Origin of the sequence: Caballeronia sp. PC1, from assembly GCF_021353155.1 — a bacterium.
Taxonomy (GTDB): domain Bacteria; phylum Pseudomonadota; class Gammaproteobacteria; order Burkholderiales; family Burkholderiaceae; genus Caballeronia; species Caballeronia cordobensis.
Window position 1 is genome coordinate 763,564 of sequence record NZ_JAJUBH010000001.1, and the last position, 26,361, is coordinate 789,924.

Here is a 26,361-nt window from a genome sequence, read left to right on the forward strand (position 1 = left end):
CGTTCGCGTTCGCACAGAAAGCCTACTGGATGCTTGCTCAAATGAGTGCATGATCGGTCCGAGGAGAAGTTGGGCCGCAATCGAAGCCCTCGCCGCGCCGCGACGCTGCCATTCTTCAGTTTCCCTGATGAATGCCTGCGCGCGCGCGGCGCGGGCGCAGCAGATGCACGTGCAGCGCCAAAAAGAGAAAAAACCAAACTGCGATATCGAGGTCAGAGGGAATACCCTGTCAGGAAATTCCTCACTGGCATTCGAAGCAACGAAGACGCAACGTATCAAGCACGACGAATGGACCTGTCGGGAACCCGTCGTGCCTTTCGCAGCCCGGGGAAGCGAAAGCGATGCGCTCATACACACGGCTACGGAACAGGCGGAAGGGGAGAAGCGAGATGGATGAAAACAAAGAGCGATCGCTGGTGGCGAAGGTCATGGACGGACTCGTCTCCGGCATCGTCGAGCAAAAATATGGCGCGATACTGCCACCGCAGGACATCCTCTCGAAGGAGTTCGACGTGAGCCGCACCGTCATGCGCGAGGCGTTGTCGATGTTGCTCGCGCGGCACATGCTGGACGTGCGGCCGAAAACAGGCACCCGCATTCGTCCGATGAGCGACTGGCGTCTCATCGACGAAGACGTGGTGAGCTGGCGTTTTCGCGCGAAACCGGATCAGACGTTTCTGCGTGATGTAATCGAATTCCGCATGCTGATCGAGCCGCGCGCGGCTGCGCTCGCGGCGGCGCGCGCGACGCCCGACGAAATCGCCGGCATCCGCGATGCGTTCGATACGCTCTCGCGTCTGCAGGTGGGCGAGCCCGAGTATCAGGCGGCCGACGAAGTGCTGCACACGCGCATCGTCGCGGCGAGCGGCAACCAGTTCTTCCGCCAGATGACGGCGATCGTGCGCGGCGCGCTCGTGACGGTGAACCCGATCGTCGACGGGATCGAGTCGGTGCGCGAGGCGACGCTCGCGGCGCAGAAGAGTGTCGTCGAGGCGATCGAGGCGAAGGATTCCGCCGCCGCCGAAACCGCGACGCGCGCGCTCGTCGATCTCGCCGCGGAGGAAGTGGGCCGGGCGTTTTCGCTGGAGCGCGTGAGCAGTCAGCCCGCCGCGCCGAATGTGAACGCGTCCGCGGGCGTATAAGGCGCGTAACCATCGGACGTTTTGCATCGTTCAGCTTCGTGCATGAAGCCGGGAGGGGTCCCGGCTTTTTGTCGTCTGCATTTTGTCGTCCGCGCGCGGATTCGCGATGCGTCGCGTTAAGGCACAATCGCCGGACGACGAACATGGCGCACGGAGGCAGGATTGACCGATTCGAACATCGAAGCAAACATCGAAGGAACGACGATACGCTGGGGCATCGTCGGCGCGGGACGCATCGCACGGCGCTTCGCCGATAGCCTCGCGCACGTGGAAGGCGCGCGGCTCGCGGGTGTCTGCTCGCGCCGCGAGGAAACGGCGCAAGCGCTCGCCGATGCGTTCGATGCACGCGCCTACAGCGACTTCGACGCCATGCTCGGCGACATCGACGCGCTCTACATCGCCACCTTGCAGGACAGCCATCCGCACTACGCGTTGCGCGCCTTCGCGGCCGGCAAGCCCGTGCTCTGCGAAAAACCCGCCGCCGTGAATGCGCGCGCGCTGCAGGAGATGATCGACGCGGCGCGCGCGCCGAACGTGCTTTTCATGGAAGCGATGAAGCCGCCGTTCTACCCGCTGTACCGCCGTTTGCGCGCGCATCTGCAAGACGATCCGATCGGCGACATCGGCCTCGTGCGCGCGGGCTGCTCGATGGCGAACGTGCCGCTCGATCATCCGTCGTTCTCGCTGGAAGCGGGCGGCGGCGCGTTGCTCGATATCGGCATTTACGAGGCGTTTCTAGCGGTGGACTGGCTCGGCGAGGCACTCGACGTGCAGACCATCGGCCGGCTCGGCGCGACAGGCGTCGACGTGTTCGCGAGCCTCAACGTGCGCCACGAACGCGGCATCGCGCAATTGTTCTGCGGACTCGATCTGCAAGGCCGCGGCGATGCGCTGATCGGCGGCACGCTCGGCACGGTGACGATTCACGAGAACTGGTGGAACCCGGCGCGCGCGACCATCGCTTATACGGATGGCCGGAAAATCGAGCTCGACGAGCCGTTCGCGGGCGGCGGCCTCAACTACGAAACCGCGCATTTCTGCGAGCTGCTGCGCAACGGAGAAACCGAAAGCCCGGTGATGCCGCACGCCACGTCGATGCGCATGATCGCGATCATCGACGCCGCGCGGCGCGATCTGAAGCTGCGCTTTCCGTTCGAAGAGGATTGATGCCCGAGCCTCAGTGCCGTCCCGGCAGCGCGAGGCGACGCTCGAAGATCCGCTGCACGAATTCGAGCACGCTGCACAGAATCCAGTACACGAACGCCGCCGCGAGATAGAGCGGCAACGGCTGATAGGTCGCCGCGATCACTTCCTGCGCGCTGCGCAAAAGCTCGGTGACGGTGATCACCGAGACGAGCGACGTGTCCTTGATCAGACTGATGAGACTGTTCGACAAGCTCGGCACCGCGATACGCAGCGCCTGCGGCCCGATCACGTAACGCAGCGTCTGCACGCGCGAGAGGCCCAGGCTGTAAGCCGCGAGCCATTGCCCGGCGTGAATGCCGAGAATCGCGCCGCGCATGCTCTCGGAAAGATACGCCGCGACGTTGGCCGACAGCGCGATCACGCCCGCGGGCGTCGGCTCCAGCGAAATCCCGATGCTCGGCAAGCCGTAATAGATGACGAAAATCTGCACGAGCAGCGGCGTGCCGCGCATCACGCTCACGTAGCAGCGCCCGATCGCGACGAGCGCGCGGTTCTGGCTGATGCCCATCAACGCCAGCACGACGGCCGCGATGAGGCCGAAGAACATCGAGTAGAGCGCGAACTTGATCGTCAGAAGCGCGCCTTGCGCCAGCACGGGGGCCGATTGAACGAGCAGGGATGTCGTGGACATGGATGAGACGCGTTGACTGAAACGGTGCCGAAACGAGACGGAGCGAAACAAATCGGCACATATTAAACCGAGCCGGCAAAAGAGAAGGGCGGCACCGTGACGATGCCGCCCTCGCGACGCCGGAAACGAAGCGAATTACTTCGCGGGCTTGGTCACGTCGATGCCGAACCACTTGTCCGAGATCTTCGTGAACGTGCCATCGGCTTCGAGCTGGGTCATGGCGTCGCCGATCGCCTTGGCGAACTTCGGATTGCCCTTCTTGAACGGAATGCCCGACGGATTGCCCGCGCCGACGTTCGAGCCCGGACGCAGCGGCAGATTCGAGTTTTTCGTCAGATACGCGAGCATCAGGCGGTCGTTGAGCGCCGCGTCCAGACGGCCGGCAGCCAGATCGCGCAGATATTCAGGCGCGCCCGGATACGTTTTCACGTAGATGCCCGGCACGGCCTTGGCCATGTCCATGTAGTTCGTGCCGAGCGCGACGCCGAGCTTCTTGCCCTTCAGTTCTTCGAGCGACTTGAATTCGCGCGTGTCGTCCTTGCGCTGGATCAGTTGCGCGTTCGAGTACGTGTACGCCGGCGAGAAATCGAGCGTCTGCTTGCGCGCGTCGGTAATGCCGACCTGATTCACGATCACGTCGAACTTGCCCGCCTGCAGGCCCGCGATGATGCCGCTCCATTCGGTCGTCACGAACTCCGGCTTCACGCCGAGCTTGGCGGCCACGGCCTTGGCGATATCGACATCGAAGCCGACCAGTTCGCCGCTCGGCGATTTGGAGTTGAACGGCGGGAAGGTGCCTTCGAGACCGATGCGCAGCGTGCCGCGCTGCTTGACCTGATCGAGCAGATCGTCGGCGTGGGCGGCGGTGGCGACGGCGGTGAATGCCGCGCCGATCAGGCTGGCGGCGACGAGCTTCTTGAGCGTGGACAGTTTCATCGTGTTGTTCTCCTCTTGGTGACGACGGCGTCTTGCTTGAGATGCGGCGATCATATAAGAATGCAATCGCGGCGTAATATCGTTTGCTTATGTCTATATGCGATGCGGCACGGCCGGGCTCAGGCGAGCGCTTCCACGCACTCCTTCACGAGCGCCGGCCCGCGGTAAATGAGCCCCGTATAGATCTGCACGAGCGACGCGCCCGCCGCGAGCTTCGCGCGCGCGTCCGCGCCCGAGAAAATCCCGCCCACGCCGATGATCGGCAGGTCCGCGCCGACTTCCGCGCGCAGCTTGCGAATCACTTCGTTGGATGCATCGAACACCGGGCGGCCCGACAGCCCGCCGGCTTCGTCGCCGTGTTTCATGCCGGTCACGGCGGTGCGCGAAAGCGTCGTGTTGGTGGCGATCACGCCGTCTATCTTGTGAGCCAGCAGCGTGCCCGCGATCGACTTGATCTGTTCGTCGTCGAGATCGGGCGCGATTTTCAGCGCGAGCGGCACGAGCTTGCCGTGCAGGTCGGACAGGCGCTGCTGCTTGTCCTTGAGCGCGCCGAGCAGCGCATCGAGCTCGCCCGCGCCCTGAAGCTGCCGCAGATTCTTCGTGTTCGGCGACGAAATATTGATCGTCACGTAGCTCGCGAACGGATAGACGCGCTCGAGACAGTAGAGATAGTCGTCGGCGGCGCGCTCGATCGGCGTATCGGCGTTCTTGCCGATGTTCAGGCCCAGCACGCCGCGATACCGCGCGGCCTTCACGTTCGCGACGAACTGATCGACGCCGCGGTTGTTGAAACCCATCCGGTTGATGAGCGCGTTCGCTTCCGGCAGCCGGAAGATACGCGGGCGCGGGTTGCCGGGTTGCGCGCGCGGCGTCACCGTGCCGACTTCGATAAAGCCGAAGCCGAGCGCGGCGAGCCCGTCGATGCACGCGCCGTCCTTGTCGAGACCCGCCGCGAGCCCGACGGGATTGCGAAACGTGAGGCCCATGACGGTGCGGGGCGAATCGGGGCCGCGTTCGGCGAGCGCGCCGGCGAGCCCGGTGCGGCCCGCCGCGGACAGCATGCGCAGCGTCAGGTGATGAGCGTCTTCCGCGTCCATCTTGAAGAGATGCGAACGCGCGAGCGGATAGAGGGAACTGAACACGAAGTGGAAGCCGGCGACGGCGATTTTTTTAAGACCGCTATTTTAGCGGCTTTGGGCGACGCACCGGGCTGGACCGGATCGGACTCGACCCGCGCCGCCCTCCGGGCGTTACTTCGGCTGCCCCGGACCGTGGATGCGTCCGGGCATCGGCAGCGTGCCGGCGGAGCGCGTGTTGACCGGATCGAGCAGCGTCCAGCGCCCGTCAATCAGGCCTTCCAGCGGCCGGAAATTGGCCTTGTAGGCCATCTTGTCGCTTTCGCGAATCCAGTAGCCGAGATAGACGTGCGGCAGGTCCAGACTCTTCGCCTGCTCGATCTGCCAGAGGATGTTGAAGGTGCCGTAGCTCGTCTTCGGCATGTCCGGCTCGAAGAACGTGTACACCGACGAAAGCCCGTCGCCGAGAATGTCGATCATGCTGATCATGCGCAATTCGCCGGGTTCGCCGGGATGCCCCGGCTCGCGGAATTCGACGAGCCGCGAGTTGATCCGGCTTTGCAGCAGGAACTGCTCGTACTGGTCGCGGCTGTCGCGGTCCATGCCGCCGCCCGCGTGACGCGCTGACTGATAACGCATGTAGAGCGCGTAATGCTCTTCGTCGTAATGCAGCGGCGCGACGCTCGCCACGAGATTGCCGTGCTGCTTCCACACGCGGCGCTGCGCCCGGTTCGGCACGAAGCGCGCGACCGGCACGCGCACCGGTATGCACGCGCGGCAGCCGTCGCAATACGGGCGGTAGGTGAACACGCCCGAGCGCCGGAAGCCGGCCTTGACGAGTTCGGTGTAGACGTCGGAATTGATGAGATGGCTCGGCGTCGCGACTTGCGAGCGTGCGACGCGCCCTTCCAGATAGCTGCAAGGGTAAGGCGCTGTTGCATAGAATTGCAGCGCGGAAAGCGGTGACAGCGGCAGCTCGTTCGGATGTGTCACGTTGGCGGCTCTCGCAGGCGTCGTCTCGTCGTTGCCGGCCTGGCGCGCGGCCGGCGGCTGCAGTTCGTGGGTCGATCGGCGTTACGCGTGTAGCGGTTAGCGTGCCAGCACGTCGAGAAGGGCGGTTTTGTCGAAGCGCCAGCCGATCGCCGGTTGCGCCGTGGCCCTTCTGAGATGCGCGACGAACGCGCGGCGGGCGATCTCGCGGCCGCCCAGCGACGCCAGATGCGACGTGTTCTGCTGGCAGTCTATCATCTCTATTTTGTGGCGGCGCAAGTGCCCGACGAGCGCCGCGAGCGCGATTTTCGACGCATCGGTGCGGTGCGCGAACATCGATTCGCCGAAGAACATGCGCCCGAACGACACGCCATACAGCCCGCCCACGCGCACGCCGTCGTGCCACGCCTCGATGCTGTGCGCGCTGCCCGCGCGATGCAGCGTGGTGTACGCATCGACGATATCCGGCGTGATCCACGTGCCGCGCTGGCCGCTGCGCGGCGTCTCGGCGCAGGCGCGCATCACGGCGGGAAAGTCGTCGTCCACGCGGATTTCCCAGGCCGCTTCGCGCACCACGCGCTTCAGGGTCTTGCGCAGCGACTCCGACACCTTGAACTCGGCCGGAAAGAGCACCATGCGCGGATCGGGGCTCCACCAGAGCACGGGCTGGCCGTCCGAATACCACGGAAAGATGCCGCGCCCGTAGGCATCGACGAGCCGCGAGGGCAGCAGGTCGGCGCTGGCGGCGAGCAAGCCCGGCGCGCCGCTCGATGCGCCGAGCGCGCGCTCGACGGGCGGAAAGGGATCGTCGTCGGCGAGCCAGGGAACCATGTTCTCGGGATTCAGCCGTCGCGCAGCGTGCGGAAAATGTCGCCGGTATGCAAGGTGAAGTTGCCCGCGGCGCGGTCGGCGAAGAAAAAACGCAGCGTCTGGCCGACGGTCGGAAACGCGATCTCGTCCCACGGAATCTCGCTTTCCTCGAACAGCTTCACTTCCAGGCTTTCCTCGCCGGGATCGACTTCGATATCGAGCAGCCGCGCGAGATAGAACAGATGCACCTGATGCACGTGCGGCACGTTGAGCAGCGTGAAAAGGCTCTGAATTTCCACGCGCGCGCCCGCTTCCTCGAGCGTTTCGCGCGCGGCGCCTTCGCTCGTCGTTTCCTGCATTTCCATGAAGCCGGCGGGCAGCGTCCAGTAGCCGTAGCGCGGCTCGATCGCGCGGCGGCAAAGCAGCACCTTGTCGTCCCAGACCGGCACGGTGCCCACCACATTTCGCGGATTCTGATAGTGCACGGTGTTGCAGTTGCCGCAGACGAAGCGCTCGCGGTTGTCGCCGGGCGGAATGGCGAGGCCGACCTCGTGGCCGCAGACGGAGCAGAATTTCATGGAAATGGACGTGGGAAGTGTGGTGCGAGTGTATCACCGCGCCGCGGCGGCTTTGAGGCGCTTTGGCGTGGCGCGAATGTCTTCGGGCCGAAGATGCGACGCCTGTCTTCTGGCTACAATAAGTGGCTGCCTATTCTTATTGCCTATTCTTATCCGCGCTTGTTCGCGCGCCCTCAAGCACACTCCATGTCATCCACGCCCTCCGCTTCCAGCCGTCCCCCCATGCTCGCAACCGCCGAAGCGCTTGGCCGTCTGCTCGAGGCCGCGCGCCGGGTGGACGGGCGCGAGCGCGTCGATACGCTCGATGCGCTCGATCGCGTGCTCGCCGCCGACGTGACTTCGCCGCTCGACGTCCCGCCGATGCACACCAGTTCGATGGACGGCTACGCGGTGCGCGCCGCCGATCTCGCCGGCGCGACCGATCACGCGAGCGTCGCGTTGCCGGTGTCGCAGCGCATTCCGGCGGGCCACGCGGCCGCGCCGCTCGCGGCAGGCACGGCCGCGCGCATCTTCACGGGCGCGACGGTGCCGCCCGGCGCCGATACGGTCGTGATGCAGGAGATGGCGCAAGTCGCGGACGACGGCCGCGTCGCGTTCGCGCAGACGCCCGCCGCGGGCGAATGGATCACGCGGCAAGGCGCGGACATCAGGCGCGATTCCGTCATCCTGCCCGCGGGCACGCGCCTCACGCCGCAGGCGCTCGGGCTCGCTGCTTCGGTCGGGTGCGCGCAACTCGACGTGGTGCGCAAAGTGCGCGTCGCGATCTTTTTCACCGGCGACGAATTGCGCATGCCCGGCGAGCCGCTCGAACCCGGCGCGATCTACAACTCCAACCGCTTCACGCTGCGCGCGCTGCTCGCGAAACTCGGCTGCGAAGTGACGGATCTCGGCATCGTGCCGGACCGGCTGGACGCGACGCGCGAGACGCTGCGGCGCGCGGCCACCGAGCATGATCTGATTCTGACGTGCGGCGGCGTATCGGTCGGCGAGGAGGATCACGTTAAGCCCGCGGTCGAAGCCGAAGGCCGCATTTCGATGTGGCAGATCGCGATGAAGCCCGGCAAGCCGCTCGCGTTCGGCGCGGTGCGGCGCGGCGCTTCGGACGGCGAGGCGTATTTCATCGGTCTTCCGGGCAATCCGGTGTCGAGTTTCTGCACGTTTTTGCTGTTCGTGCGGCCGTTTTTGCTGCGTCTCGCGGGCGTCGAGCACGTCGCGCCGCGCGTTCATTCGATGCGCGCCGACTTCAGCCAGAAGAAGGGCGACCGCCGCAACGAATTCCTGCGCGCGCGCGTGAACGAGGCGGGCGGCCTCGATCTTTTCGAGAACCAGAGTTCGGCCGTGCTGACATCGACGGTCTGGGGCGACGGCCTCATCGACAATCCGCCGAATCATGCGATCAGCGACGGCGGAATCGTGCGTTTCATCCCTTTTTCAGAACTGATGCGGTAGAGAAATGAAGATCGATCTAAGATTTTTCGCGAGTGTGCGCGAGGCGCTGGGCGTCGCGAACGAAACGGTCACGGTGCCCGACAGCGTGGTCAACGTCGGCGACGTCCGTGCGTGGCTGCGCGTGCGCGGCGGCGTCTGGGAAGACACGCTCGCCGAGGGCCGCGCGCTGCGCATGGCCTGCAATCATGTGATGACAGGGCCGTCGCAGCGCATCACCGAAGGCTGCGAAGTCGCGTTCTTTCCGCCGGTCACGGGTGGCTGAGCGATGTCGACACATGCCAAGATCCGCGTGCAGGAAGCCGATTTCGACATCGGCGCGGAAGTCGCGGCCCTGCGCGCCGACAATCCGAAAGTGGGCGCGGTCGCGTGCTTCGTCGGCACGGTGCGCGATCTGAACGAGGGCAGCGCCGTCGAGACGATGGAGCTCGAGCACTATCCCGGCATGACGGAAAAGTCGCTGGAAGCGATCGCCGATCAGGCGCGCGCGCGCTGGCGCGGCTCCGACGTGCTGATCGTGCATCGCGTGGGAAAGCTGAAGCCGCTCGATCAGATCGTGCTCGTCGCGACCACGGCGATGCATCGCGCGGAGGCGTTCGAATCCTGCGCCTTCGTGATGGATTACCTGAAGACGCAGGCGCCGTTCTGGAAGAAGGAAAAGACGGAGGCCGGCGAGCGCTGGGTCGATGCGCGCGAATCCGACGATGCGGCGCTCGCGCGCTGGCAGAACGCGAAGTCCTGAGCGCTCGCCGCTAGGGTTGCCGCTATTGCTCGTCAGCCGGTTTGCCGATGAACTTCGCCGGAAACGGCTCGGCGTCCGGCCGTTCGGGAAAGCGCGGCTCGGGCGCGCCGCCCGTGCGCTGGTGCTTGAGCGCCGCGAGCAGGGCCTGCTGCTCGGCGGGAATCTGATAGTCCCAGCCGAATTTGCTCAACTGGAGGCTCTGCGCGATGCGCAGCGCGGGCTCCATGAACTGCACGGCGGCGGCGGGCTCGTAGCGCGCTTCCACCGTGTTCAGAAAAAGCGACAGCCAGCGCGCGAAGTGGCGCGGCTCGATATCGTCGATCGGCCGATGCGCTTCCTGCACGTTTCCGCGATATTGCTTCGACCCGAGCACGAGGCTCGACCAGAACGTGGTCATCTTCGCGAGATGCTCGTCCCAGCGGCCCGCGAGCGCGCGGGAGAAGATCGGGCCGAGGAGCGGATCGTCGTCGACCCGGCGGTAGAAGGCGTCGACCAGCGCGCGGACGTTGGTCTCGTTGGGTTCGCGTTCCCGCGCGGCCGTGGCGGGCTGTTGGTCTGAGTTCATGGCGAAGCGATCATGCGTTCGGTCGGCGGTTCGAACCGGCAGCCGTGTTTTACTGACGAAAGGCGGCGATATGAAGCACAATGGCGATGACCCGCGCGAGGCTTCCCCTGCAACGGCGGCTGGCGCGCGCCGTATCGGCTCCATTGTGCCAGCCCGCGTACGGATAGTGCGCCGCTTCCGTCTCGAATCCTTCTCGTTGTTCCGCCGTTCGTCGATGCGCCGAGGCGCTTAATTCAATCCCAATCTTCAATCTGAATCGCGCGACATCATGCGACTGACCGACTACACCGATTACGCGCTGCGCGTTTTGCTGTATCTCTCCGTCCGGCCTTCCGGCCTCTCGACGATCCAGGAAATCTCGGACGCCTACGGCATTTCGAAGAATCACCTGATGAAGATCGTCCAGCAACTGGGCGAGCTCGGCTGGGTCGAGACCGTGCGCGGGCGCAACGGCGGGCTGCGGATCGCCGCGCGCACGAACGACCTCACGATCGGCGAGATCGTGCGCAAGACCGAGAGCGATTTTGCGATCGTCGGCTGCTTCGCGGAACGGGACACTGCGGCGCAACGCTGCGTGATTCAGCCGCATTGCCGCTTGCGGGGCGTGCTCGCGGCCGCGCGCGATGCCTTTCTCGCCGAGCTCGACAAGCACACGATCGGCGAGCTCGCGCATCCGGCGAACGAGCTTGCGGCGCTGCTGGGCATTGCCGCCATCGCGCAGGTTCCAGCGGAAGCGCTTGCTGCGGGCGGCGGGCCTTCCTGATCGGCCGGCGCCGCCGCGCCCATGATTGTCGAAGATCGAAAAATGCACTAATCGAGCCAAACAACGCTTGAAAGTGATGAAAAGCGCCTCATTTTGATCGTATTCAGAATTGGAGCTTCGAAAAATGAGAATCGACAAACTCACCACCAAATTCCAGGAAGCGCTGTCGGACGCGCAGAGCCTGGCAGTCGGGCACGACAACCAGTACATCGAGCCGGTTCACTTGCTGGCGGCGCTGATCGCGCAGCAGGACGGGTCCGCGCGCTCGCTGCTGTCGCACGCGGGCGTGCAGGTGCAGGCGTTGCAGGCGTCGCTCAACGATGCGATCGCGCGCCTTCCGCAAGTTCAGGGCACGGACGGCAACGTTCAAGTGAGCCGCGAACTCGCGGGCTTGCTCAACGCCGCGGACAAGGAAGCGCAAAAGCTCAACGACACGTACATCGCGAGCGAAATGTTCCTGATCGCCGTCGCCGATGACCGCGGCGAAGCGGGCCGCCTCGGGAAGCAGCACGGCTTGACGCGCAAGGCGCTCGAAGCGGCGATCAACGCCGTGCGCGGCGGCGCGCAGATCGACAGCCAGGACGCCGAAAGCCAGCGCGAGGCGCTCAAGAAGTACACGGTCGATCTGACCGAGCGCGCCCGCGCCGGCAAGCTCGATCCCGTGATCGGCCGCGACGACGAAATCCGCCGCTCGATCCAGATCCTGCAGCGCCGCACGAAGAACAATCCGGTGCTGATCGGCGAACCGGGCGTCGGCAAGACGGCGATCGTCGAAGGGCTCGCGCAGCGCATCGTCAATGGCGAAGTGCCGGAAACGCTCAAGGGCAAGCGCGTGCTGTCGCTCGACATGGCGGCGCTGCTCGCGGGCGCGAAGTATCGCGGCGAGTTCGAGGAGCGCCTCAAGGCCGTGCTCAACGACATCGCGAAGGACGAGGGCATGACCATCGTCTTCATCGATGAAATCCACACGATGGTCGGCGCGGGCAAGGCCGAAGGCGCGATGGATGCGGGCAATATGCTAAAGCCCGCGCTCTCGCGCGGCGAGCTGCATTGCATCGGCGCGACCACGCTCGACGAATATCGCAAGTACATCGAAAAGGATGCGGCGCTCGAGCGGCGTTTCCAGAAAGTGCTCGTCGACGAACCGTCGGTCGAGGCGACCATCGCGATCCTGCGCGGCTTGCAGGAGAAATACGAGCTGCATCACGGCGTCGAGATCACCGACCCGGCGATCGTCGCGGCGGCGGAACTGTCGCATCGCTATATCACGGACCGCTTTTTGCCGGACAAGGCCATCGATCTGATCGATGAAGCCGCGTCGCGCATCAAGATGGAAATCGATTCGAAGCCCGAAGAGATGGACAAGCTGGACCGCCGTCTCATCCAGTTGAAGATCGAGCGCGAAGCCGTGAAGAAGGAGAAGGACGAAGCGTCGCAGAAGCGTTTGCAGCTCATCGAAGAGGAAATCGAGCGGCTGAATCGCGAATATTCCGATCTCGAGGAAATCTGGACTGCCGAGAAAGCGGCGGTGCAGGGCAGCGCGCAACTGAAGGAAGAAATCGAGAAGGTGCGCGCGGATATCACGCGCCTGCAACGCGAAGGCAAGCTGGAGAAGGTTGCCGAGTTGCAGTACGGCAAGCTGCCCGAGCTCGAAGCGCGGCTGAAGCAGGTGACGCAGGCCGAGTCGCAGGAGCAGAACAATCCGACCCGGCCGCGCCTGTTGCGTACGCAGGTCGGCGCGGAAGAAATCGCGGAAGTCGTGTCGCGCGCAACCGGCATTCCCGTGTCGCGGATGATGCAAGGCGAGCGCGAAAAGCTGTTGCAGATCGAGAGCAAGCTGCACGAGCGCGTGATCGGTCAGGACGAAGCGATCGGCGCGGTGGCTGACGCGATTCGCCGTTCGCGCGCCGGTCTGTCGGACCCGAACCGGCCGTATGGCTCGTTCCTGTTCCTCGGCCCCACGGGCGTCGGCAAGACGGAGCTGTGCAAGGCGCTGGCCGCGTTCCTGTTCGATTCGGAGGACCATCTCGTTCGCATCGACATGAGCGAGTTCATGGAGAAGCACAGCGTCGCGCGGCTGATCGGCGCGCCGCCGGGATACGTCGGTTACGAGGAGGGCGGCTATCTGACGGAAGCGGTGCGCCGCAAGCCGTATAGCGTGATCCTGCTCGATGAAATCGAGAAGGCGCATCCCGATGTCTTCAACGTGCTCCTGCAAGTGCTCGACGATGGCCGCATGACCGATGGCCAGGGCCGCACCGTCGATTTCAAGAACACGGTGATCGTGATGACGTCGAACCTCGGTTCGCAGGTCATCCAGGGCATGATCGGCGAGCCGCAGGAAAGCGTGAAGGACGCCGTCTGGGAGGAAGTGAAGCTGCACTTCCGGCCGGAGTTCCTGAACCGTATCGACGACGTGGTCGTGTTCCATGCACTCGATCGCTCGAACATCTCGGCGATCGCGAAGATCCAGCTGCAGCGTCTGCACGACCGTCTGGCCAAACTCGACATGGAGTTCGAGGTGTCGGATGCGGCGCTCGAACAGATCGGCAAGGTCGGCTACGACCCGGTGTTCGGCGCGCGGCCGCTGAAGCGCGCGATTCAGCAGGAGATCGAAAATCCGGTCGCCAAGCTGATCCTCGCCGGGCGGTTCGGGCCGAAGGACGTCATTCCGGTCGACGTGCGCGAGGGCAAGTTCGTGTTCGATCGCGTGGTGCATTGAGGCGGGATTCCGCTGTCCGGCAGGTTGGCCGGACGGCGGTTCGATCGAAAAAGGCAACGGAGCGATTGAACTGCACCCCAAAAGTTGGACACCCGTTCAACGATTTGGGGTGTTTTTTCATGAGCAAGTACAGCGCACGACTCAAGCGCAGAGTCGTTCAAGACTATTTATCAGGCGAGCGCGGCGGTTTCGGAGAGGTGGGGCGTCAACATGGCGTGGGCCGTGGCACGGTGCATAAATGGGTGGCGGCGTGGCGGGCGCATGGCGAGGCGGCGTTTAAGAAGAAGTACAGTTTCTACGACGGCCCATTCAAACTGAAGGTGCTGCAGTTCATGCACACCAAGGCCCTGTCGTGCCGAGAGACGGCCGCGATCTTCGATATCCGCAATCCGAGCGCGATTAATGTCTGGAAGCGCCGGTATGATTCGGGAGGTATGCAGGCCCTTGAGCCGCGCCCCGAGGACGCTCCGTGAAGCAACCCAAGTCATCTGCGCCAGCTGTTTCGTCCAAACCCGACGAGGCCCGCACGAAGGAAGAGCTCCTGAAGGAGCTGAACTATCTGCGCATGGAGAATGCGTACCTAAAAACTCGATGCCTTGATCCGCTCGGAAAGCCCTACAGCGCAGCGCAAAAAGCGCAAGTAGTGGCCGGGTTGAGGCATGAGTTTGCGCTCGACGGCCTGCTGAAAGTGGCCGGCCTGGCGCGCAGCACGTTCTACTACCAATGCAAGGCTTCACGCAAGGCGGACAAACACGCGCAGCTCAAGGCGCGTATTCGTTCTGTGTTCGAGCAGCACAAAGGGCGTTATGGCTATCGACGCATTACTCACGCAGTCCGGCATTTGGGCACGGTTGTGAATCACAAGACCGTCCAGCGGTTGATGCACCTCATGAAACTGAAGTCGCTGGTGCGCCCGAAGAAGTTTCAGGCCTTCCGCGGGACGGTGGGACGGGTTGCGCCGAACGTGCTGCAAAGACAGTTCGATGCCGCAGGGCCGAACCAGAAGTGGGTCACCGATATCACTGAATTCCGGGTGGGCGAGCGAAAGCTTTATCTATCGCCGGTGCTGGATCTGTATAACGGCGAGATCATCGCCTATGAGACGGCCACTCGTCCGGCATTCGCGATGGTCGCCAACATGATCAAAAAGGCGTTCAGAAGGCTGGAAGTCGATGATCGCCCCTTGGTCCACTCGGATCAAGGCTGGCACTATCAGATGGGCGCTTACCAGGCGTTGCTCTCGCAACGAGCCCTGACGCAAAGCATGTCGCGCAAGGGCAACTGCCACGACAACGCCACCATGGAAAGCTTCTTCGGCACTTTGAAGTCGGAGTTCTTCTACCCCAACCGCTTCGAGAGCATCGAAGCCCTTCAGGCCGGAATCAGACGCTACATTCACTACTACAATCACCACCGCATCAAGCTGAAGCTGAAAGGGCCGAGTCCTGTGATGTACAGAACTCAGCCCTTAGCGGCCTAGCCCAAAACTGTCCAACTTTGCGGGGTCAGTTCACGATCCGTTGCTTTTTTTATGCCCGTGACATGACCCGCAAGCTCGCCGCCCGAAATGCAAAAAGCCCCGCACGGCGAAGCGCCTGCGGGGCTTTGGGGAGATACGGAAGTATCGCCGGAAGCGGAAAACGCGCTTAACCTTGCTTCGGCTCTTCGCTCTTGCCGAAGAGACCCGCCAGGCCGCCGAGCGAGCCGAGCACGCCGGTCAGGTCGAGTTGGCCTTCGGGCGGCACTTCGCCGTTCGGCGTCGCGCGATCGACGATATGCGGTAGCACCGCCGCCAGCATGCCCGAAAGCTGGTCGCCCGAGACGCCGGCCTTCTGCGCGAGCGCGCCGACGTTGTCCTGACCGAGCACATTCGTGAGCGTGTCCGGGCTGATCGGCTTGTTCTCGCCGGTGCCGATCCACGATTGCACGACATCGCCCGCGCCGTGTTGCTGGAAGCGCTGGATCAGCCCCATGATGCCGCCCGGCTGGCTATTGATGTACTGGAGCGCCATGCCGATCAGTGCGGCCTGGCCGGACTGAGCCGGTTGCCCGCCTTGTTGCGACGAATTGCCGAGGGTGGATGCGAGGATATCGAGTAGGCTCATGGCGGTCTCACTACGAAAGGTTACGGGGTAGGTTCGCTTGGCGCCGCCGAATCCGGATGCAGGACGCGGCGGCGTGGGCATGGGCCGCGAGCGGCCGTTCGACGATGGTCCTACGAAGGCAGTTTTCCTTCGACAAGGTTCCCCGAAGAATCACTGACTGGCGGCCGCGGCGCTGGCTGCCTTGTCCTTCTTGCTGCGCTTCGATTTGGCGGGTTTCGCCTCGCTCGCGGCCGCCGGGGCGGATGCATTCGCCGTGGTCGCGGCCGCGCTTTCCTTCTTCGATTTCTTCGATGCCTTAGCCCCCGATGCAGCCGCGGCGGGCGCCGTGGCCGGCGTCTGCGCCGTCGTGGCCGCGGGCGAGGTCGCGGCGGTGGCCGCTGTCGACGACTTCACCGTCGAGTTCGGCGCGGCGCTGCCGCCTTGCGTCGTCGTTGCGGGCTTCGCTGTCTTGCCTGTCGGCGGCAGCGACGAGCCGCCTATCGTCAGGCCATTTTGCTCCAGCGTCGCAACGGACTTGGTGCCCAGACCCTTGACGCGGGTCGCGAGGTCGTCGGCGTCCTTGAACGGGCCGTTCTTCGTGCGCTCGTCGACGATCGCCTTGGATTTCACCGGCCCCAGGCCCTTGACGGATTCAAGCGCGGCCTGATCGGCGGTGTTGACATCGACCGCGGCAAACGCGGCGCCAATCGAAACCATGAACGCTAAGCACAGCATCAGCAGCTTTTTCAGCATGACGGCACTCCAGGCATAAAAGATAGGATAGGTCGATAAGTTCGGGCCGATCGAGAAAGTTGCCGTTAAGCATAGGGCAAAAAACGTCCCGAACCATGACGGTCCGCATTGTGCACGACCCCTTCGCGTGCGCCGCGCTTTCCGCACAATCTTTAACGTTGCATAACACGAAGCGGATGACGGCGGACGTTTCGCGGATCAGCGTGACGCGGCCGTTTTGGCGAACGCGCCGCGAACCTCGAAGCTCACTTTATCGACGACGTCGCCCTTCGCATCGACCAGTTCGAGCACGTGACGCCCCGGCCACGGCAACCATGCGGCGCGGGCGTCGTGGCCGTAGGGCTTGCCGTCGAGCCGCCACGCAAGGCGCGCGCCGCTGCCGGCGCGCTCGAACCACACGCGCTGCCGTGCCGGCGGAATATCCGGGTCGAGCGCGAAGATCGTGCCGTTCGTCGGCGCGCCGATGCGCGCGGCGGCCGCATCGGTCATATCGGCCGCGTTGCTCTTTGCGCCGCGCACGGCCTGCGCCGCATTGGCCGTGAGACCGATCTCGCTCATCTGCGTGCCGCGCACGAACCATTCGCCGCGCGCCGGTTCGATGTCGTTCTGATACGTGACGCGCGTCGCGATCACGCCCGCCGGGGCGCGCGGCGCGCTGCTATCCGATCGCCGGTTCAGATAGTTGACGATGGCATTCCACGCCGGCGCCGCGCCCGTCACGCCTGAAACGTCCCACATCGGTGCGCCGTCGGCATTGCCGACCCACACGCCCACGGTGTAGCGCGAAGTGAAACCGACCGCCCAGTTGTCGCGCATGTCCTTGCTGGTGCCGGTTTTCACGGCGCTGAACGTGCGCGTGGCGAGCACGCTGTCGAAGCCAAAGGTGCGCGTGCGCGCGTTGTTGTCGGCGAGGATGTCGGTGACGATGAAACTCGCCTCCGCGCTGAACACGCGCGTGCCGCCGTCCGCCGCCGGGCGATGGTCCGCGAGATCGAAGACGGGGCGCGCGAGCCCGCCGTTCGCGAGCGTGCGGTAGGCGTTGGCGAGCGTCGCCAGCGTGACGTCGGCGCTGCCGAGCGCGAGGCTGAAGCCGTAGTAATCGCCCGCTTTCGTCAGCTGCAGGCCGAGCGCGACGAGCGTCTTCGCGAAACGATGCGGCGTGACCATGACGAGCGTGCGCACCGCGGGCACGTTCAGCGACGAGCCGAGCGCCGTGCGCACGCTCACCCAGCCCTTGAAGTCGTGATCGTAGTTCTGCGGAATGTAGAGGCCGCCGCCGGTCGCGAGATCGAGCGGCGCGTCGTCGAGCAGGGTGGCGGCGGTGACGCGCTTTTCGTCGATCGCCTGCGCGTAGAGGAAGGGCTTGAGCGTCGAACCGGCCTGGCGCGCGGCGAGCACGGCATCGACTTGCGGCGCGTTCGACAACCCGCCCGCCGAGCCGACCCACGCGAGCACGTCGCCCGAGCGATTGTCGATCACGATGGCCGCCGCGTCGTGCACATTGCGCGGATGCGCGCGCGCATTCAGTTCGGCGAGCGTGCGCGCAAGCGTGTCGCGCGTAAAGCGCTGCAAGCGCGCATCGACTGTGGAGCGCACGCGCGCGCCCGCCGCCGGATGCGCTTCGCTTGCGATACGCCGCGCAAGATGCGGCGCGAGCGCGTCATCGCCTTGCGCCGTGGCGGGTGTGGATGCCGTGCGCGTGAGCGCGAGCTGCACGTAGCTGCTCAGGTTGACGCACGGATCGCCGCCGCGCGCGCCGTGCAGCGCCTGCATGTCGCGCAGGATCGCGCAGGCGCGCGCGGCGACTTTCGGATACGGCGCGTTCGGCGCGCGCACCAGCGCGGCGGCGAGCGCGGCCTCGCGCTCGTCGAGACCGGAAGGCGCCTTGCCGAAGAGCGTCTGAGAGAGCGCCGACAGTCCGACGATCTCGCCGCGAAACGGCACGAGGTTCAGATACGCTTCGAGAATCTGGTCCTTGCGCCAGCTTCGTTCGAGCCACAGCGCGCCGATCGTCTGCTGCGCTTTTTCTCCGATCGAGCGGCGTCCCGCCGGCTTGCCTTCGCTGTCGATGAGTCCGGTGAGCTGCATCGTCACCGTGGACGCGCCGCGCGTGCGCGTGTTCCACAGATTGCCCCACGCGGCGGCGGCCGCGCCGCGCCAGTCGACGCCCGCGTGCTCGTAAAAGCGCTTGTCCTCCGACACGACGATCGCTTCGCGCAACGCCGGCGACACGTCCGCGAGCGCGATCCAGTCGCCGCGCCGCGCGCTCGTGTCGATGCGCGTGCGTGCGAGCGTCTCGCCGTCGCGGGCGAGCAGCACCCAGTCCGAGCTGCGCCATGCCGCGCGCACGTCGTCGAAACCCGGCGACGCGTGCGCGGCCGTCGACACAACGCCTACGATGCACGCGATGAAGGCGAGGGCGGCGCGCTTCATCGCTTCACTTCGCCGCGAGCGGTTTGACGACCACCGGCGCATTGGGCAGCGCGCCGAACGTCGAAGGCGCGTAGAGCGCTTCGACGCGCGTCGGCGGCAGGCCGAACGTGCCGGGATTGTTCAGACGCATCGTGTATTCGACCTGAAGCTTGCCCTTCGGCAGATAGCCGTAATACGCGCGATAGCCGTCGAAACCGCGCTCGACGAAAGCGGGCCACGCATCGCGATCCCGTTTTTCGCCCTGCGTGGCGGCTTCCGAATCGCGCCCGAGGCCGGAGCCGAGAATCGTCGCGCCGGCGGGAATCGGATCGTTCACGACGACCCAGGTCATGTCGCTTTGCGCGTCGATGTCGAGATGCGCGCGCACGATGTCGCCGCGCGAGAGCACGCCTTTCGCGGCGGGATCGACTGGCGTGAGCGTCTTCGCGATGCGATAGCCCGCCGCGAACGGCGCCTTCAGCGCGACGGCTGCGAGGCTTTCGATCGTCGCCCACGGTTTGCCCGTGCCGTCTTGCGTGAGCGTGAGCGAGCCGGCCGACCACGGCAGCAACACGCTGCGCGCGTTCGCGGTCTTCGTCGCGGGCGTGGCCGAGGCGGGCGCGGGTGTCGACGCTGCCGCTGCGCTCCAGTTCACGCTTTGCGACGACGCGCCCAGCTGGATCGACGTATGGCCCGTCACCGGCGTGCTCTCGAACAGGCTGGAGAAGCGGCCGACCGCGAGCGCGCCCCACAGGTTGGCGGTCGTCGTCTGCCATGCGCCGTTTTTCTGCAGCGCGAGCAGCCCTGCGACGAGGCGCGGCATCTCGTCCTTCCAGCCCGGCGACTGCGCGAAAACGAGCGCGGTGCGCGCGGCGTTGGTCTCGGGGCCGGTCATGAGCCACCAGAGATCGTCGTCGCGTTCGGTCGAAAAGGTGAGGCGCGTGCCCTGATAAGTCAGCCGCGCGCGGATGATCTGCTCGGCCTGCGCGCGCTTTTCGTCGCGACCGGCGATGCCGTCCACGCGCGACAGGATCGCGTAGTAATCGAGCACCGCCGAGGTTGGCCATTGATCCGGCGCGACCGTGATCGAGCCGAGCATGCGCGGCTGCGCGACACCGTAGCGCGACAACGCCTCGATCGCCGCGAGCTTCTCGTAGTCGAGATCGTTACGCGGCGTCCAGACCTTGCGCTCGATCTTGCCGTCGACGAAATTCGCGAGACCCGCCGCCATCTGGTTGCGCAGATCGTCGGGCAGGGCGAAGCGGCGATCCTGCTTCGCGGCTTCATCGCTGACAGCGAGCAGATAGGCGGTGAGCGTCGGGCTGCCGGTCGGGCGTTCGTCGTCGGCGGGCGGGAAGTAGTTCGCGAGGCCGTCGCGGTCCAGATAGGACGGCATCTTCGCGAGCACACCCTGCCATTGCGCGGCATCCATCAATCCCAGCGCGCGCGACGTCTGCTGCTCCAGGCAACTGTAGGGATAGCGCTCGAACCAGCGGCGCACGCCGGGCAAGCCGTCCGCGAGCTTTGGCTGCAAGGACACGGCGATACCGCCGCGCACCGCGCCGTCGCCCGCCCTGTCCGCGTCGGCGGGCGGCGCGACGGGCAGCGCGAGCGTGCCGTCGACCTGCGTGATGGTCGCCTGCTGCACGGTGACGGGAATGGCCGCGACGACTTTTTGCGTCAGCTTCACGGCGTCGCTCGCCTTTGGCCCGGCCTGTTCGGATGCGCTCACGTTCCAGTCGAGACTCGCGGTATCGCGCGCGCCGAGCACGTCCGGCGTCTTCACGTCCCAGGCCACTTCCTGCGACGATTCCGGCGTGAGCTCGACCGTGCGCGCATCGAGCGCGAGCGCTTCCGCGTGCGGCGTGACGACGACACGCATCGTGCGTGCCGTCGTATTGCGCAGCGTGAACTGCGCGCGGAACGCATCGCCGACGCGCACGAGCGGCGGCAATCCCGAAATCAGTTGCAAGTCCTGCGTGCTTTGAATCGATGCGCTGCCGCTGCCGAACCGCCCCGCGCCGACCGTCGCGACCGCGACGATGCGAAAGCGCGTGAGCGCGTCGTTCAGCGGCACATCGACGGCGGCTTCGCCGTTTGCATCGAGCGTCACGCGCGGATTCCACAGAAGCAGGGTGTCGAAGAGTTCGCGCGTCGCGCTGTGTCCGCCGCCGCCGCCCGCGGGCACGGCCTTGCGCCCGAAATGCCGCCGCCCGACGATCTCCATCTGCGCGGTCGCGGTTTCGACGCCGTACGCGCGCTGCTGCAACATCGCGTCGAGCACGTCCCAGCTTGCGTTGGGCATGAGTTCGAGTAGCGCTTCATCGACCGCCGCGACGGCGATTTGCGTGCCGGCGGGCGCGGGCTTGCCGTCGGGCAATGCGACTTTGACCTTCACATGCGCGCGGCTTCGCACCGTGTATGACTTCGCGTCCGGGCTCACGCTCACCGCGAGCTTGTGCGCGGCCGCGCCGACCTTGATCGACGCGAGCCCGTAACGGAAGGCGGGCTTCGACAGATCGACGAGCGGCGTGGGCGCCTGATACTGACGGCCCTCGTACCAGAACGCGCGTGCCCATTCGACGGGCGCCTTCCAGCCCCACGTGAAGAACGAATACCACGGCACTTCGCGGATGCGTCCGCGCAACGCGAGCACCGACACGTAGACGTTCGGCCCCCACGCGTCCTCGACCTTGAGTTCGACGGTCGGGTCCTTGCCGTTCAGTTCGACGACGCGCGTCTCCATGATGCCCTCGCGCTCGACCGCGACGAGCGCCGTCGCCGAACGGAAGGGCATGCGCACCTGGAAGCGCGCGGTTTCGCCGGGTTCGTAGCTGGTTTTTTCGGGCAGCACGTCGATGCGGTCGGTGTTCTCGCCGCCGAACCACAATTCGTCCTCGCGCGTGACCCATACCGATGTGCTCGCGTTGGCTGCGCGTCCGTCGCCGTCTTTCGCGACCGCGATCAGATCGACGTTGCCCGGCTCTTTCAGTTTCGCGTCGCACGAGACGATGCCGTGGTCGTCGCTCTTGCCGCTGCACAGCGTGCCGAGATCCTTGATTTCGGTGTGGTTGTCGTACGCGTAAAAGCCGCCGACCATGCGCTTTCTCGAACTCGACATCACGCGCGCCACCGCCTTGATCTCGACCGCGACACCCGCGCGCGGCTTGCCCGCCAGATCGAGCGCGATGGCCTGCACCGGCAGCGCGCCGCCGACCGACACCCAGTGCCCCGCCTTCACGCCGACCGCCACCGCGGCGGGCCAGAGCGTCGCGCCGCCGCTGATCGTCTGAATTTCGCCGTTCGGATCGGCGAAGCTCGCTTCCAGCGCGAGGCGCTTCGGCGATTCGACCGCCGGCAGCGGCTTCACCGTGACCTTGCCCGCGCCGTCGCGATCGAGCGTGACACGCAGCTTGTCGGCAATCAGTTTGGCCGTCGCGTTGTCCTGCGCTTCGCTGTCGTCGTCCTCGGCGGGTGCGCTCGCGCCGTCGTCCGCGGGTTTCCGATAGGGCGCGAAGCTGAACGCCTCGTACTGCGAAGCGAAAGGCGGCGGCACGTCGCGCACGAGCGCGGACACCTGCACGGGCAGATTCGACGCCGGTCCGCCTTGCACGTATTCGAGCCGCACCGCGACCGGCGCTTCCTGTGCCGCGACCAGACCGGGCGATGCGCCGTCGCCCGCCGTGATCGAGCCTTTGAAGACGGGCAAGCGGAATTCCTCGACGCGGAAGCTGCCCGATTCGTACGACTGCGTGATGGCGTTGTCGTTGTCCTCGTCGTCGTTATTCGCGCTGCCGTTGTCCAGCGTCACGCTGTATTCGCCGAGCTTCGCGGCGGGCGGCACGGTGAAGGTGGAATCGGCGCTGTGATCCGCGGCCCATTTGAGCGGCAGATGCCATGTTTGCCCGCTGCCGACGTGGCGGATCGTCACGCGCGTCGGATTGTTCGGCGCGAACGCGAAACCGTTCAGCGTTTCGACGCGCAACAGATGCTTCATCGACACCGTTTCGCCGGCCCGCAGGAGCGTGCGGTCGAACACGGTATGCGCGCGCGTGGTGCGCGTCGCGCTCATGTCGGTCGGGACGTGGAAGCGCCACGATTCGATGCCGCGGTTCCAGTCCGACATCGCGAACGCCATGTCCGGCCCGCTGACCGGATCGTTCACGCGCGCCGACACGAAGAAACCGCCCCACGCGAGGCTGCGCTCGTTGCATTCGCGCACGGCGGCGAGCGGCTTGCCGATTTTCGCGATGCCTTGCGCATCGGTGTTTGCGGTCGCGATCTCGTCGCCGTTGCAATCGGTCACGCGCACTTGCGCGTTCGCGACGGGCTTGCCCTTGTCGAGCGTCGTGACCCACACGAGGCTGTTTTCGCGTCCCTGCTTGAAATGCACGCCGAGGTTCGTGACGAGCACCGAGGTGCGCACGTACATCGCCTGATTCTTGCCGATGAGCGATGCGCCGAGCGTGGGCGAACGCATCTCGACGACGTAAAAGCCCGGCTTGCCGAACGGAATGCCGACGACTTCGAAGGGCCGCAGCGCTTTCGGATCGGCGGCGGGCAGGGTGAGCGTTTCGACGCCGCGTTGCTTCGCCAGCATCGAAAGCGACCGGATATCGATTTGCGGGTCTTTCGACACGCTGCCGTCGCTGTTCGGGATGACGACCGGCTCGATGCCGTTGTTCAGCATAGCGGGCATGCGTTCTTCGATCGACGAGCGCGACATCGAGATGCCGTCGAACGTATCGACGGCGCGCATCCAGTGGCGGATATCCGCGTCGGCGTCGAGCTTGAGCTGCGTGATCTGCGACGTGCCGGCATTCAACCCCTGCACATGCAGGTCCGCTTCGACGTGACGCAGCGTCACCGGAAGCATCGCGGGCATGCCGGGCTCGGCGAATCGCTCGATGATGCCGAACGTGCCCGACGAAAACTTCGCGAGCGGCGGCATCGCGGCGGTCGCGGTTTTGAGCGGGAAGAGATCGGCGTTCGCGAGCGCGCGGCCGCTCACGTCCTTCAGGTTCGCGGGCGCTTCGATGGTGAGATCGGCGCGCTCGGGCAGCGGCGCGGCGAACTCGACGGCGCTCACTTCCGCGTCTTTGTCGCTTTCGTCGAAACGAGGTGAGGCGTTGCCCTTTGGCCCGCGCAGCACGAACTTCTGGGCATCGGCGCGGCTGATCGGCGCACTGAAATTGAGCCGGAGCGGGCGCAACGGCGTGCACGGCGCTTTCGCGTTCTCCCGTTCGCACGAGAAACTCGCCGCGAAGGGCTCGCGCACCGTGAAGTCGAAGCGCTTCTCGACGTCGTTGGCGATGCCGCTTGGCCCGGTCACGCCCGGGCCGTATACGAACTGCATCTTCGTCGCGGAAGGCAACGTTTGCTGGCACGCGAGCGTGAGCACGCGGTCGCTTTCCTTGTCGAGCCGGAAATGCTTGAGCAGGGCGGCGCGCGACGCATCATCGACGGCGCGCACCGGAATGCGGTTGCCGAGCGCGCTCGACTCGCACCAGACATGCTGAAGCACGGAAGCCTGCGTTGCCGGTCCGTTCAGGCGCAGTACGAAGGTCTGATTTTCTTCGACGTCGCCATAGCTCGGCATGATGCGCGTGACGAACGGGCCGCCCGTCTGAAACGCGAAATGGCGCGGGCCGGAAAGCGCATTGCCCGCGACGGATTTGAGGCTATCCGCGAGATCGAGCGCGCAGCGCACGCCGGGCGGCAGATCGTGTTCGAAGTCGAAGGCCCAGGTTTTCGCGTCGACCCAGCGGCCCGAGCCTGCCAGCGCCGCCGCGCTCGCGCCGCTACAGGCGACCTTGCCGGGCGCGGCGGCCGACGCGCTGCCGAAGGCGATCATCGGTTCGTCGAATTTGGCGACGACCTGCCGCACTTGCGCGACCTTGCCCTGCGGCGACACGGTCGCGATGCGCGCGGCATCGGCCCGATGCATCGCGACGCCCGCCCCGAGCGCGGCGATCAGCGTGGTTGCGGGCAGGATCCATTTTATTTGTTGCGTGATAACGCGGCTCATCCACTCGCTCCGAGTTTTTCCTCGACGGGAAATTCTACTGGAGCCTTACGTCAATCTTTACGTTGAGACGTTTTTCCACGAGGACTCAGACCGCATCGACCCGCGACACGCGCCGCGCGCTCACGCGCCGCCAATAGACGAAGAGCCCGATGCCCGCGATGCCGAGGCTCGCCGAGTTGGCGATCCAGAAGCCGCGCGCGCCCTGCAGCCATTCGGGCACGCCGCCGCCCACGTCGAAGCCGAGCAGATAGCCGCCGCCGAGCCCGATGCCCCACAGCGCGACGGCATAGATGACCGTCGGCACGACCGTCACCTTGTACGCGCGCAGGATGAACGCGACGGTGATCTGCAGGGCGTCGCCGAGGTGATAGAAGAAGATGATGAGCACGAGCGGCATCGCGGCGGCGATCACGTGCGCATCGGGCGTGTAGGCGGCGATGACATGGGGGCGCGCGGCGAGCAGGATCACGCCGTACACGAGCGCGAGCACGCACGCCATGCCGATGCCATGACGCCCGATCGAACGCGCGTCGTCGAAGCGCCCCGCGCCGAGCGCCTGCGACACGAGCGTCGTCGATGCGATGCCGATCGACAGCGGCGTCATGTACAGCACCGCGCCGAGATTCCCGGCGATCTGATGGCCGGCGAGCGTGGTCGTGCCGAAGCGCGAAATGAAGAGCGCCATGAACGTGTACGACGTCACTTCGATGAGATACGAGAGACCCATCGGAATGCCGAGGCGCAAGAGCGCGAACTGCCGCCGCCAGACCGGCCAGCAAAAGCGCGAGAAGATGCCGAACGGGCGGAAGAATTCGACCTTGAAGAGCACCGTCATGCCGACCATCGCCAGCACCCAGTTGATGAGCGTGCTCGCGAGCGCGCAGCCGGGGCCGCCGAGCGCCGGCACGCCCGCGCCGCCGAAGATGAACCAGGTGTTGAGCGGAAACTTGAGCAGGAGGCCGCCGACTTGCAGGAACATCACGAGTCGCGGTTTGCCGACCGCGTTCGTGAGCGAACTGTAGACGCGAAACGCGAGGCTCGCGGGCAGGCCGAACGACAGGATGCGCAGATAGTCGACGGTGCGCTCGTGCAGCGCGGGCGGCGTTTTCGCGAGTGAGAGAATCGGTTCGGGAAAGTAGAGCAGCACGAAGCCGATGATCGTGAGCGCGGCGGCGAGCCACAGCGCCTGGCGCGTTTCCTCGCCGATTTCGCTTTCGCGGCCCGCCCCGAAAAGCTGCCCGGCGATGGGCTGCAACGCGACGAGGATGCCCGTCAGCCCGATATACACCGAGATGTAGACGGAGCCGCCCAAGCCGAGCGCCGCGAGATCGGTGGCGGAGAAGCGGCCGACCATCGCGGTGTCGATGACGCCGAACGCGATCACCGCCAACTGACCGATCAGAACCGGCCACGCGAGCGCGGCGATCTTGCGCACGTCGCTCAGCATGCCGGTTGCGCTGACGGAGTGGGGGATCGC

At 65.6% G+C, this 26,361-nt stretch carries 21 protein-coding genes; 9 read left to right on the forward strand and 12 right to left on the reverse strand.

Annotated features, from left to right (window positions below; genetic code table 11):
- Positions 1–49 precede the first annotated feature (49 nt).
- From LY284_RS03720 to LY284_RS03730, 3 genes are all read left to right on the forward strand, one after another.
- The gene (locus LY284_RS03720) at positions 50–397 is read left to right on the forward strand and encodes a hypothetical protein (RefSeq protein WP_148276052.1); all 348 of its coding nucleotides are present in this window, start codon (positions 50–52) and stop codon (positions 395–397) included.
- Positions 390–1,142, forward strand: coding sequence for a FadR/GntR family transcriptional regulator (locus tag LY284_RS03725; protein WP_014191655.1), 753 nt, complete (start codon positions 390–392; stop codon positions 1,140–1,142). Before LY284_RS03720 ends, LY284_RS03725 begins: the two co-directional genes overlap by 8 nt.
- 162 nt (positions 1,143–1,304) lie before the next feature.
- The gene (locus LY284_RS03730; RefSeq protein WP_050878288.1) at positions 1,305–2,309 is read left to right on the forward strand and encodes a Gfo/Idh/MocA family protein; all 1,005 of its coding nucleotides are present in this window, start codon (positions 1,305–1,307) and stop codon (positions 2,307–2,309) included.
- A gap of 10 nt (positions 2,310–2,319) precedes the next feature.
- Here LY284_RS03730 and LY284_RS03735 read toward each other — a convergent pair whose 3' ends face one another.
- The 6 genes from LY284_RS03735 to LY284_RS03760 all read right to left on the reverse strand — a co-directional run bounded on the left by LY284_RS03735 (position 2,320) and on the right by LY284_RS03760 (position 7,369).
- The gene (locus LY284_RS03735; RefSeq protein ID WP_014191653.1) at positions 2,320–2,979 is read right to left on the reverse strand and encodes an amino acid ABC transporter permease; all 660 of its coding nucleotides are present in this window, start codon (positions 2,977–2,979) and stop codon (positions 2,320–2,322) included.
- A gap of 135 nt (positions 2,980–3,114) precedes the next feature.
- Positions 3,115–3,915 carry a cystine ABC transporter substrate-binding protein gene (locus LY284_RS03740; protein ID WP_014191652.1) on the reverse strand — a complete coding sequence of 267 codons (801 nt, stop codon included), beginning with the start codon at positions 3,913–3,915 and terminating at the stop codon, positions 3,115–3,117.
- A gap of 119 nt (positions 3,916–4,034) precedes the next feature.
- The gene (locus LY284_RS03745) at positions 4,035–5,057 is read right to left on the reverse strand and encodes a quinone-dependent dihydroorotate dehydrogenase (RefSeq protein ID WP_014191651.1); all 1,023 of its coding nucleotides are present in this window, start codon (positions 5,055–5,057) and stop codon (positions 4,035–4,037) included.
- Positions 5,058–5,165: 108 nt separating this feature from the next.
- Positions 5,166–5,984 carry an arginyltransferase gene (locus LY284_RS03750; RefSeq protein ID WP_014191650.1) on the reverse strand — a complete coding sequence of 273 codons (819 nt, stop codon included), beginning with the start codon at positions 5,982–5,984 and terminating at the stop codon, positions 5,166–5,168.
- 96 nt (positions 5,985–6,080) lie between these two features.
- The gene (aat, locus tag LY284_RS03755) at positions 6,081–6,812 is read right to left on the reverse strand and encodes a leucyl/phenylalanyl-tRNA--protein transferase (RefSeq protein WP_014191649.1); all 732 of its coding nucleotides are present in this window, start codon (positions 6,810–6,812) and stop codon (positions 6,081–6,083) included.
- An 11-nt stretch (positions 6,813–6,823) separates the two neighbouring features.
- The gene (locus LY284_RS03760) at positions 6,824–7,369 is read right to left on the reverse strand and encodes an NUDIX hydrolase (RefSeq protein ID WP_014191648.1); all 546 of its coding nucleotides are present in this window, start codon (positions 7,367–7,369) and stop codon (positions 6,824–6,826) included.
- A gap of 222 nt (positions 7,370–7,591) precedes the next feature.
- Here LY284_RS03760 and glp point away from each other — a divergent pair, with 222 nt between their 5' ends.
- From glp to moaE, 3 genes are read left to right on the forward strand one after another with little or no spacing between them, the layout of a single operon-like run.
- A complete protein-coding gene (gene glp / locus LY284_RS03765) occupies positions 7,592–8,818 on the forward strand; it encodes a gephyrin-like molybdotransferase Glp (RefSeq protein WP_375294228.1) in 1,227 nt (408 codons plus the stop codon).
- Between the two features lie 4 nt (positions 8,819–8,822).
- Positions 8,823–9,080, forward strand: coding sequence for a molybdopterin converting factor subunit 1 (moaD, locus tag LY284_RS03770; protein WP_014191646.1), 258 nt, complete (start codon positions 8,823–8,825; stop codon positions 9,078–9,080).
- Positions 9,081–9,083: 3 nt separating this feature from the next.
- Entirely contained in the window at positions 9,084–9,557 is a 474-nt protein-coding gene (moaE, locus tag LY284_RS03775) for a molybdopterin synthase catalytic subunit MoaE (protein WP_014191645.1), read from the forward strand.
- 22 nt (positions 9,558–9,579) lie between these two features.
- On the opposite strand, the gene LY284_RS03780 is transcribed toward moaE, so the two are convergent.
- The gene (locus LY284_RS03780; protein ID WP_014191644.1) at positions 9,580–10,122 is read right to left on the reverse strand and encodes a group III truncated hemoglobin; all 543 of its coding nucleotides are present in this window, start codon (positions 10,120–10,122) and stop codon (positions 9,580–9,582) included.
- 268 nt (positions 10,123–10,390) lie between these two features.
- Here LY284_RS03780 and LY284_RS03785 point away from each other — a divergent pair, with 268 nt between their 5' ends.
- From LY284_RS03785 to LY284_RS03795, 3 genes are all read left to right on the forward strand, one after another.
- The gene (locus LY284_RS03785; protein WP_014191643.1) at positions 10,391–10,885 is read left to right on the forward strand and encodes an Rrf2 family transcriptional regulator; all 495 of its coding nucleotides are present in this window, start codon (positions 10,391–10,393) and stop codon (positions 10,883–10,885) included.
- Positions 10,886–11,009: 124 nt separating this feature from the next.
- Positions 11,010–13,607 carry an ATP-dependent chaperone ClpB gene (gene clpB / locus LY284_RS03790; protein ID WP_014191642.1) on the forward strand — a complete coding sequence of 866 codons (2,598 nt, stop codon included), beginning with the start codon at positions 11,010–11,012 and terminating at the stop codon, positions 13,605–13,607.
- 119 nt (positions 13,608–13,726) lie between these two features.
- A protein-coding gene (locus tag LY284_RS03795) for an IS3 family transposase (protein WP_233384527.1) occupies positions 13,727–15,087 on the forward strand; the annotation gives its coding sequence in 2 pieces (ribosomal slippage) (positions 13,727–14,063 and positions 14,063–15,087; 1,362 coding nt in all).
- Positions 15,088–15,253: 166 nt separating this feature from the next.
- On the opposite strand, the gene LY284_RS03800 is transcribed toward LY284_RS03795, so the two are convergent.
- The 5 genes from LY284_RS03800 to LY284_RS03820 form a co-directional block, all read right to left on the reverse strand.
- Complete coding sequence (locus LY284_RS03800; RefSeq protein WP_041730468.1) at positions 15,254–15,712, reverse strand: YidB family protein; 459 nt, start codon at positions 15,710–15,712, stop codon at positions 15,254–15,256.
- A 150-nt stretch (positions 15,713–15,862) separates the two neighbouring features.
- Positions 15,863–16,444 (reverse strand): helix-hairpin-helix domain-containing protein, encoded by a 582-nt coding sequence (locus LY284_RS03805; RefSeq protein ID WP_014191638.1) that lies wholly within the window; start codon positions 16,442–16,444, stop codon positions 15,863–15,865.
- 198 nt (positions 16,445–16,642) lie between these two features.
- Positions 16,643–18,877, reverse strand: coding sequence for a penicillin-binding protein 1C (gene pbpC / locus LY284_RS03810; protein ID WP_233384581.1), 2,235 nt, complete (start codon positions 18,875–18,877; stop codon positions 16,643–16,645).
- A 4-nt stretch (positions 18,878–18,881) separates the two neighbouring features.
- Entirely contained in the window at positions 18,882–24,884 is a 6,003-nt protein-coding gene (locus LY284_RS03815) for an alpha-2-macroglobulin (RefSeq protein ID WP_233384603.1), read from the reverse strand.
- A gap of 85 nt (positions 24,885–24,969) precedes the next feature.
- Positions 24,970–26,331: an MATE family efflux transporter gene (locus LY284_RS03820; RefSeq protein ID WP_077157895.1), complete on the reverse strand. Its 1,362-nt coding sequence runs from the start codon at positions 26,329–26,331 to the stop codon at positions 24,970–24,972.
- Between the last annotated feature and the right edge of the window lie 30 nt (positions 26,332–26,361).

What these genes read in the sequence shown, in the direction of transcription:
- LY284_RS03805 (WP_014191638.1), bottom strand. Translation starts at nt 16,444, where the DNA reads ATGCTGAAAAAGCTGCTGATGCTGTGCTTAGCGTTCATGGTTTCGATT.
- glp (WP_375294228.1), top strand. Translation starts at nt 7,592, where the DNA reads ATGCTCGCAACCGCCGAAGCGCTTGGCCGTCTGCTCGAGGCCGCGCGC.
- pbpC (WP_233384581.1), bottom strand. Translation starts at nt 18,877, where the DNA reads ATGAAGCGCGCCGCCCTCGCCTTCATCGCGTGCATCGTAGGCGTTGTG.
- clpB (WP_014191642.1), top strand. Translation starts at nt 11,010, where the DNA reads ATGAGAATCGACAAACTCACCACCAAATTCCAGGAAGCGCTGTCGGAC.
- aat (WP_014191649.1), bottom strand. Translation starts at nt 6,812, where the DNA reads ATGGTTCCCTGGCTCGCCGACGACGATCCCTTTCCGCCCGTCGAGCGC.
- LY284_RS03820 (WP_077157895.1), bottom strand. Translation starts at nt 26,331, where the DNA reads ATGCTGAGCGACGTGCGCAAGATCGCCGCGCTCGCGTGGCCGGTTCTG.
- LY284_RS03785 (WP_014191643.1), top strand. Translation starts at nt 10,391, where the DNA reads ATGCGACTGACCGACTACACCGATTACGCGCTGCGCGTTTTGCTGTAT.
- LY284_RS03740 (WP_014191652.1), bottom strand. Translation starts at nt 3,915, where the DNA reads ATGAAACTGTCCACGCTCAAGAAGCTCGTCGCCGCCAGCCTGATCGGC.
- LY284_RS03815 (WP_233384603.1), bottom strand. Translation starts at nt 24,884, where the DNA reads ATGAGCCGCGTTATCACGCAACAAATAAAATGGATCCTGCCCGCAACC.
- LY284_RS03725 (WP_014191655.1), top strand. Translation starts at nt 390, where the DNA reads ATGGATGAAAACAAAGAGCGATCGCTGGTGGCGAAGGTCATGGACGGA.
- LY284_RS03760 (WP_014191648.1), bottom strand. Translation starts at nt 7,369, where the DNA reads ATGAAATTCTGCTCCGTCTGCGGCCACGAGGTCGGCCTCGCCATTCCG.
- LY284_RS03720 (WP_148276052.1), top strand. Translation starts at nt 50, where the DNA reads ATGATCGGTCCGAGGAGAAGTTGGGCCGCAATCGAAGCCCTCGCCGCG.
- LY284_RS03800 (WP_041730468.1), bottom strand. Translation starts at nt 15,712, where the DNA reads ATGAGCCTACTCGATATCCTCGCATCCACCCTCGGCAATTCGTCGCAA.
- moaD (WP_014191646.1), top strand. Translation starts at nt 8,823, where the DNA reads ATGAAGATCGATCTAAGATTTTTCGCGAGTGTGCGCGAGGCGCTGGGC.
- LY284_RS03780 (WP_014191644.1), bottom strand. Translation starts at nt 10,122, where the DNA reads ATGAACTCAGACCAACAGCCCGCCACGGCCGCGCGGGAACGCGAACCC.
- moaE (WP_014191645.1), top strand. Translation starts at nt 9,084, where the DNA reads ATGTCGACACATGCCAAGATCCGCGTGCAGGAAGCCGATTTCGACATC.
- LY284_RS03735 (WP_014191653.1), bottom strand. Translation starts at nt 2,979, where the DNA reads ATGTCCACGACATCCCTGCTCGTTCAATCGGCCCCCGTGCTGGCGCAA.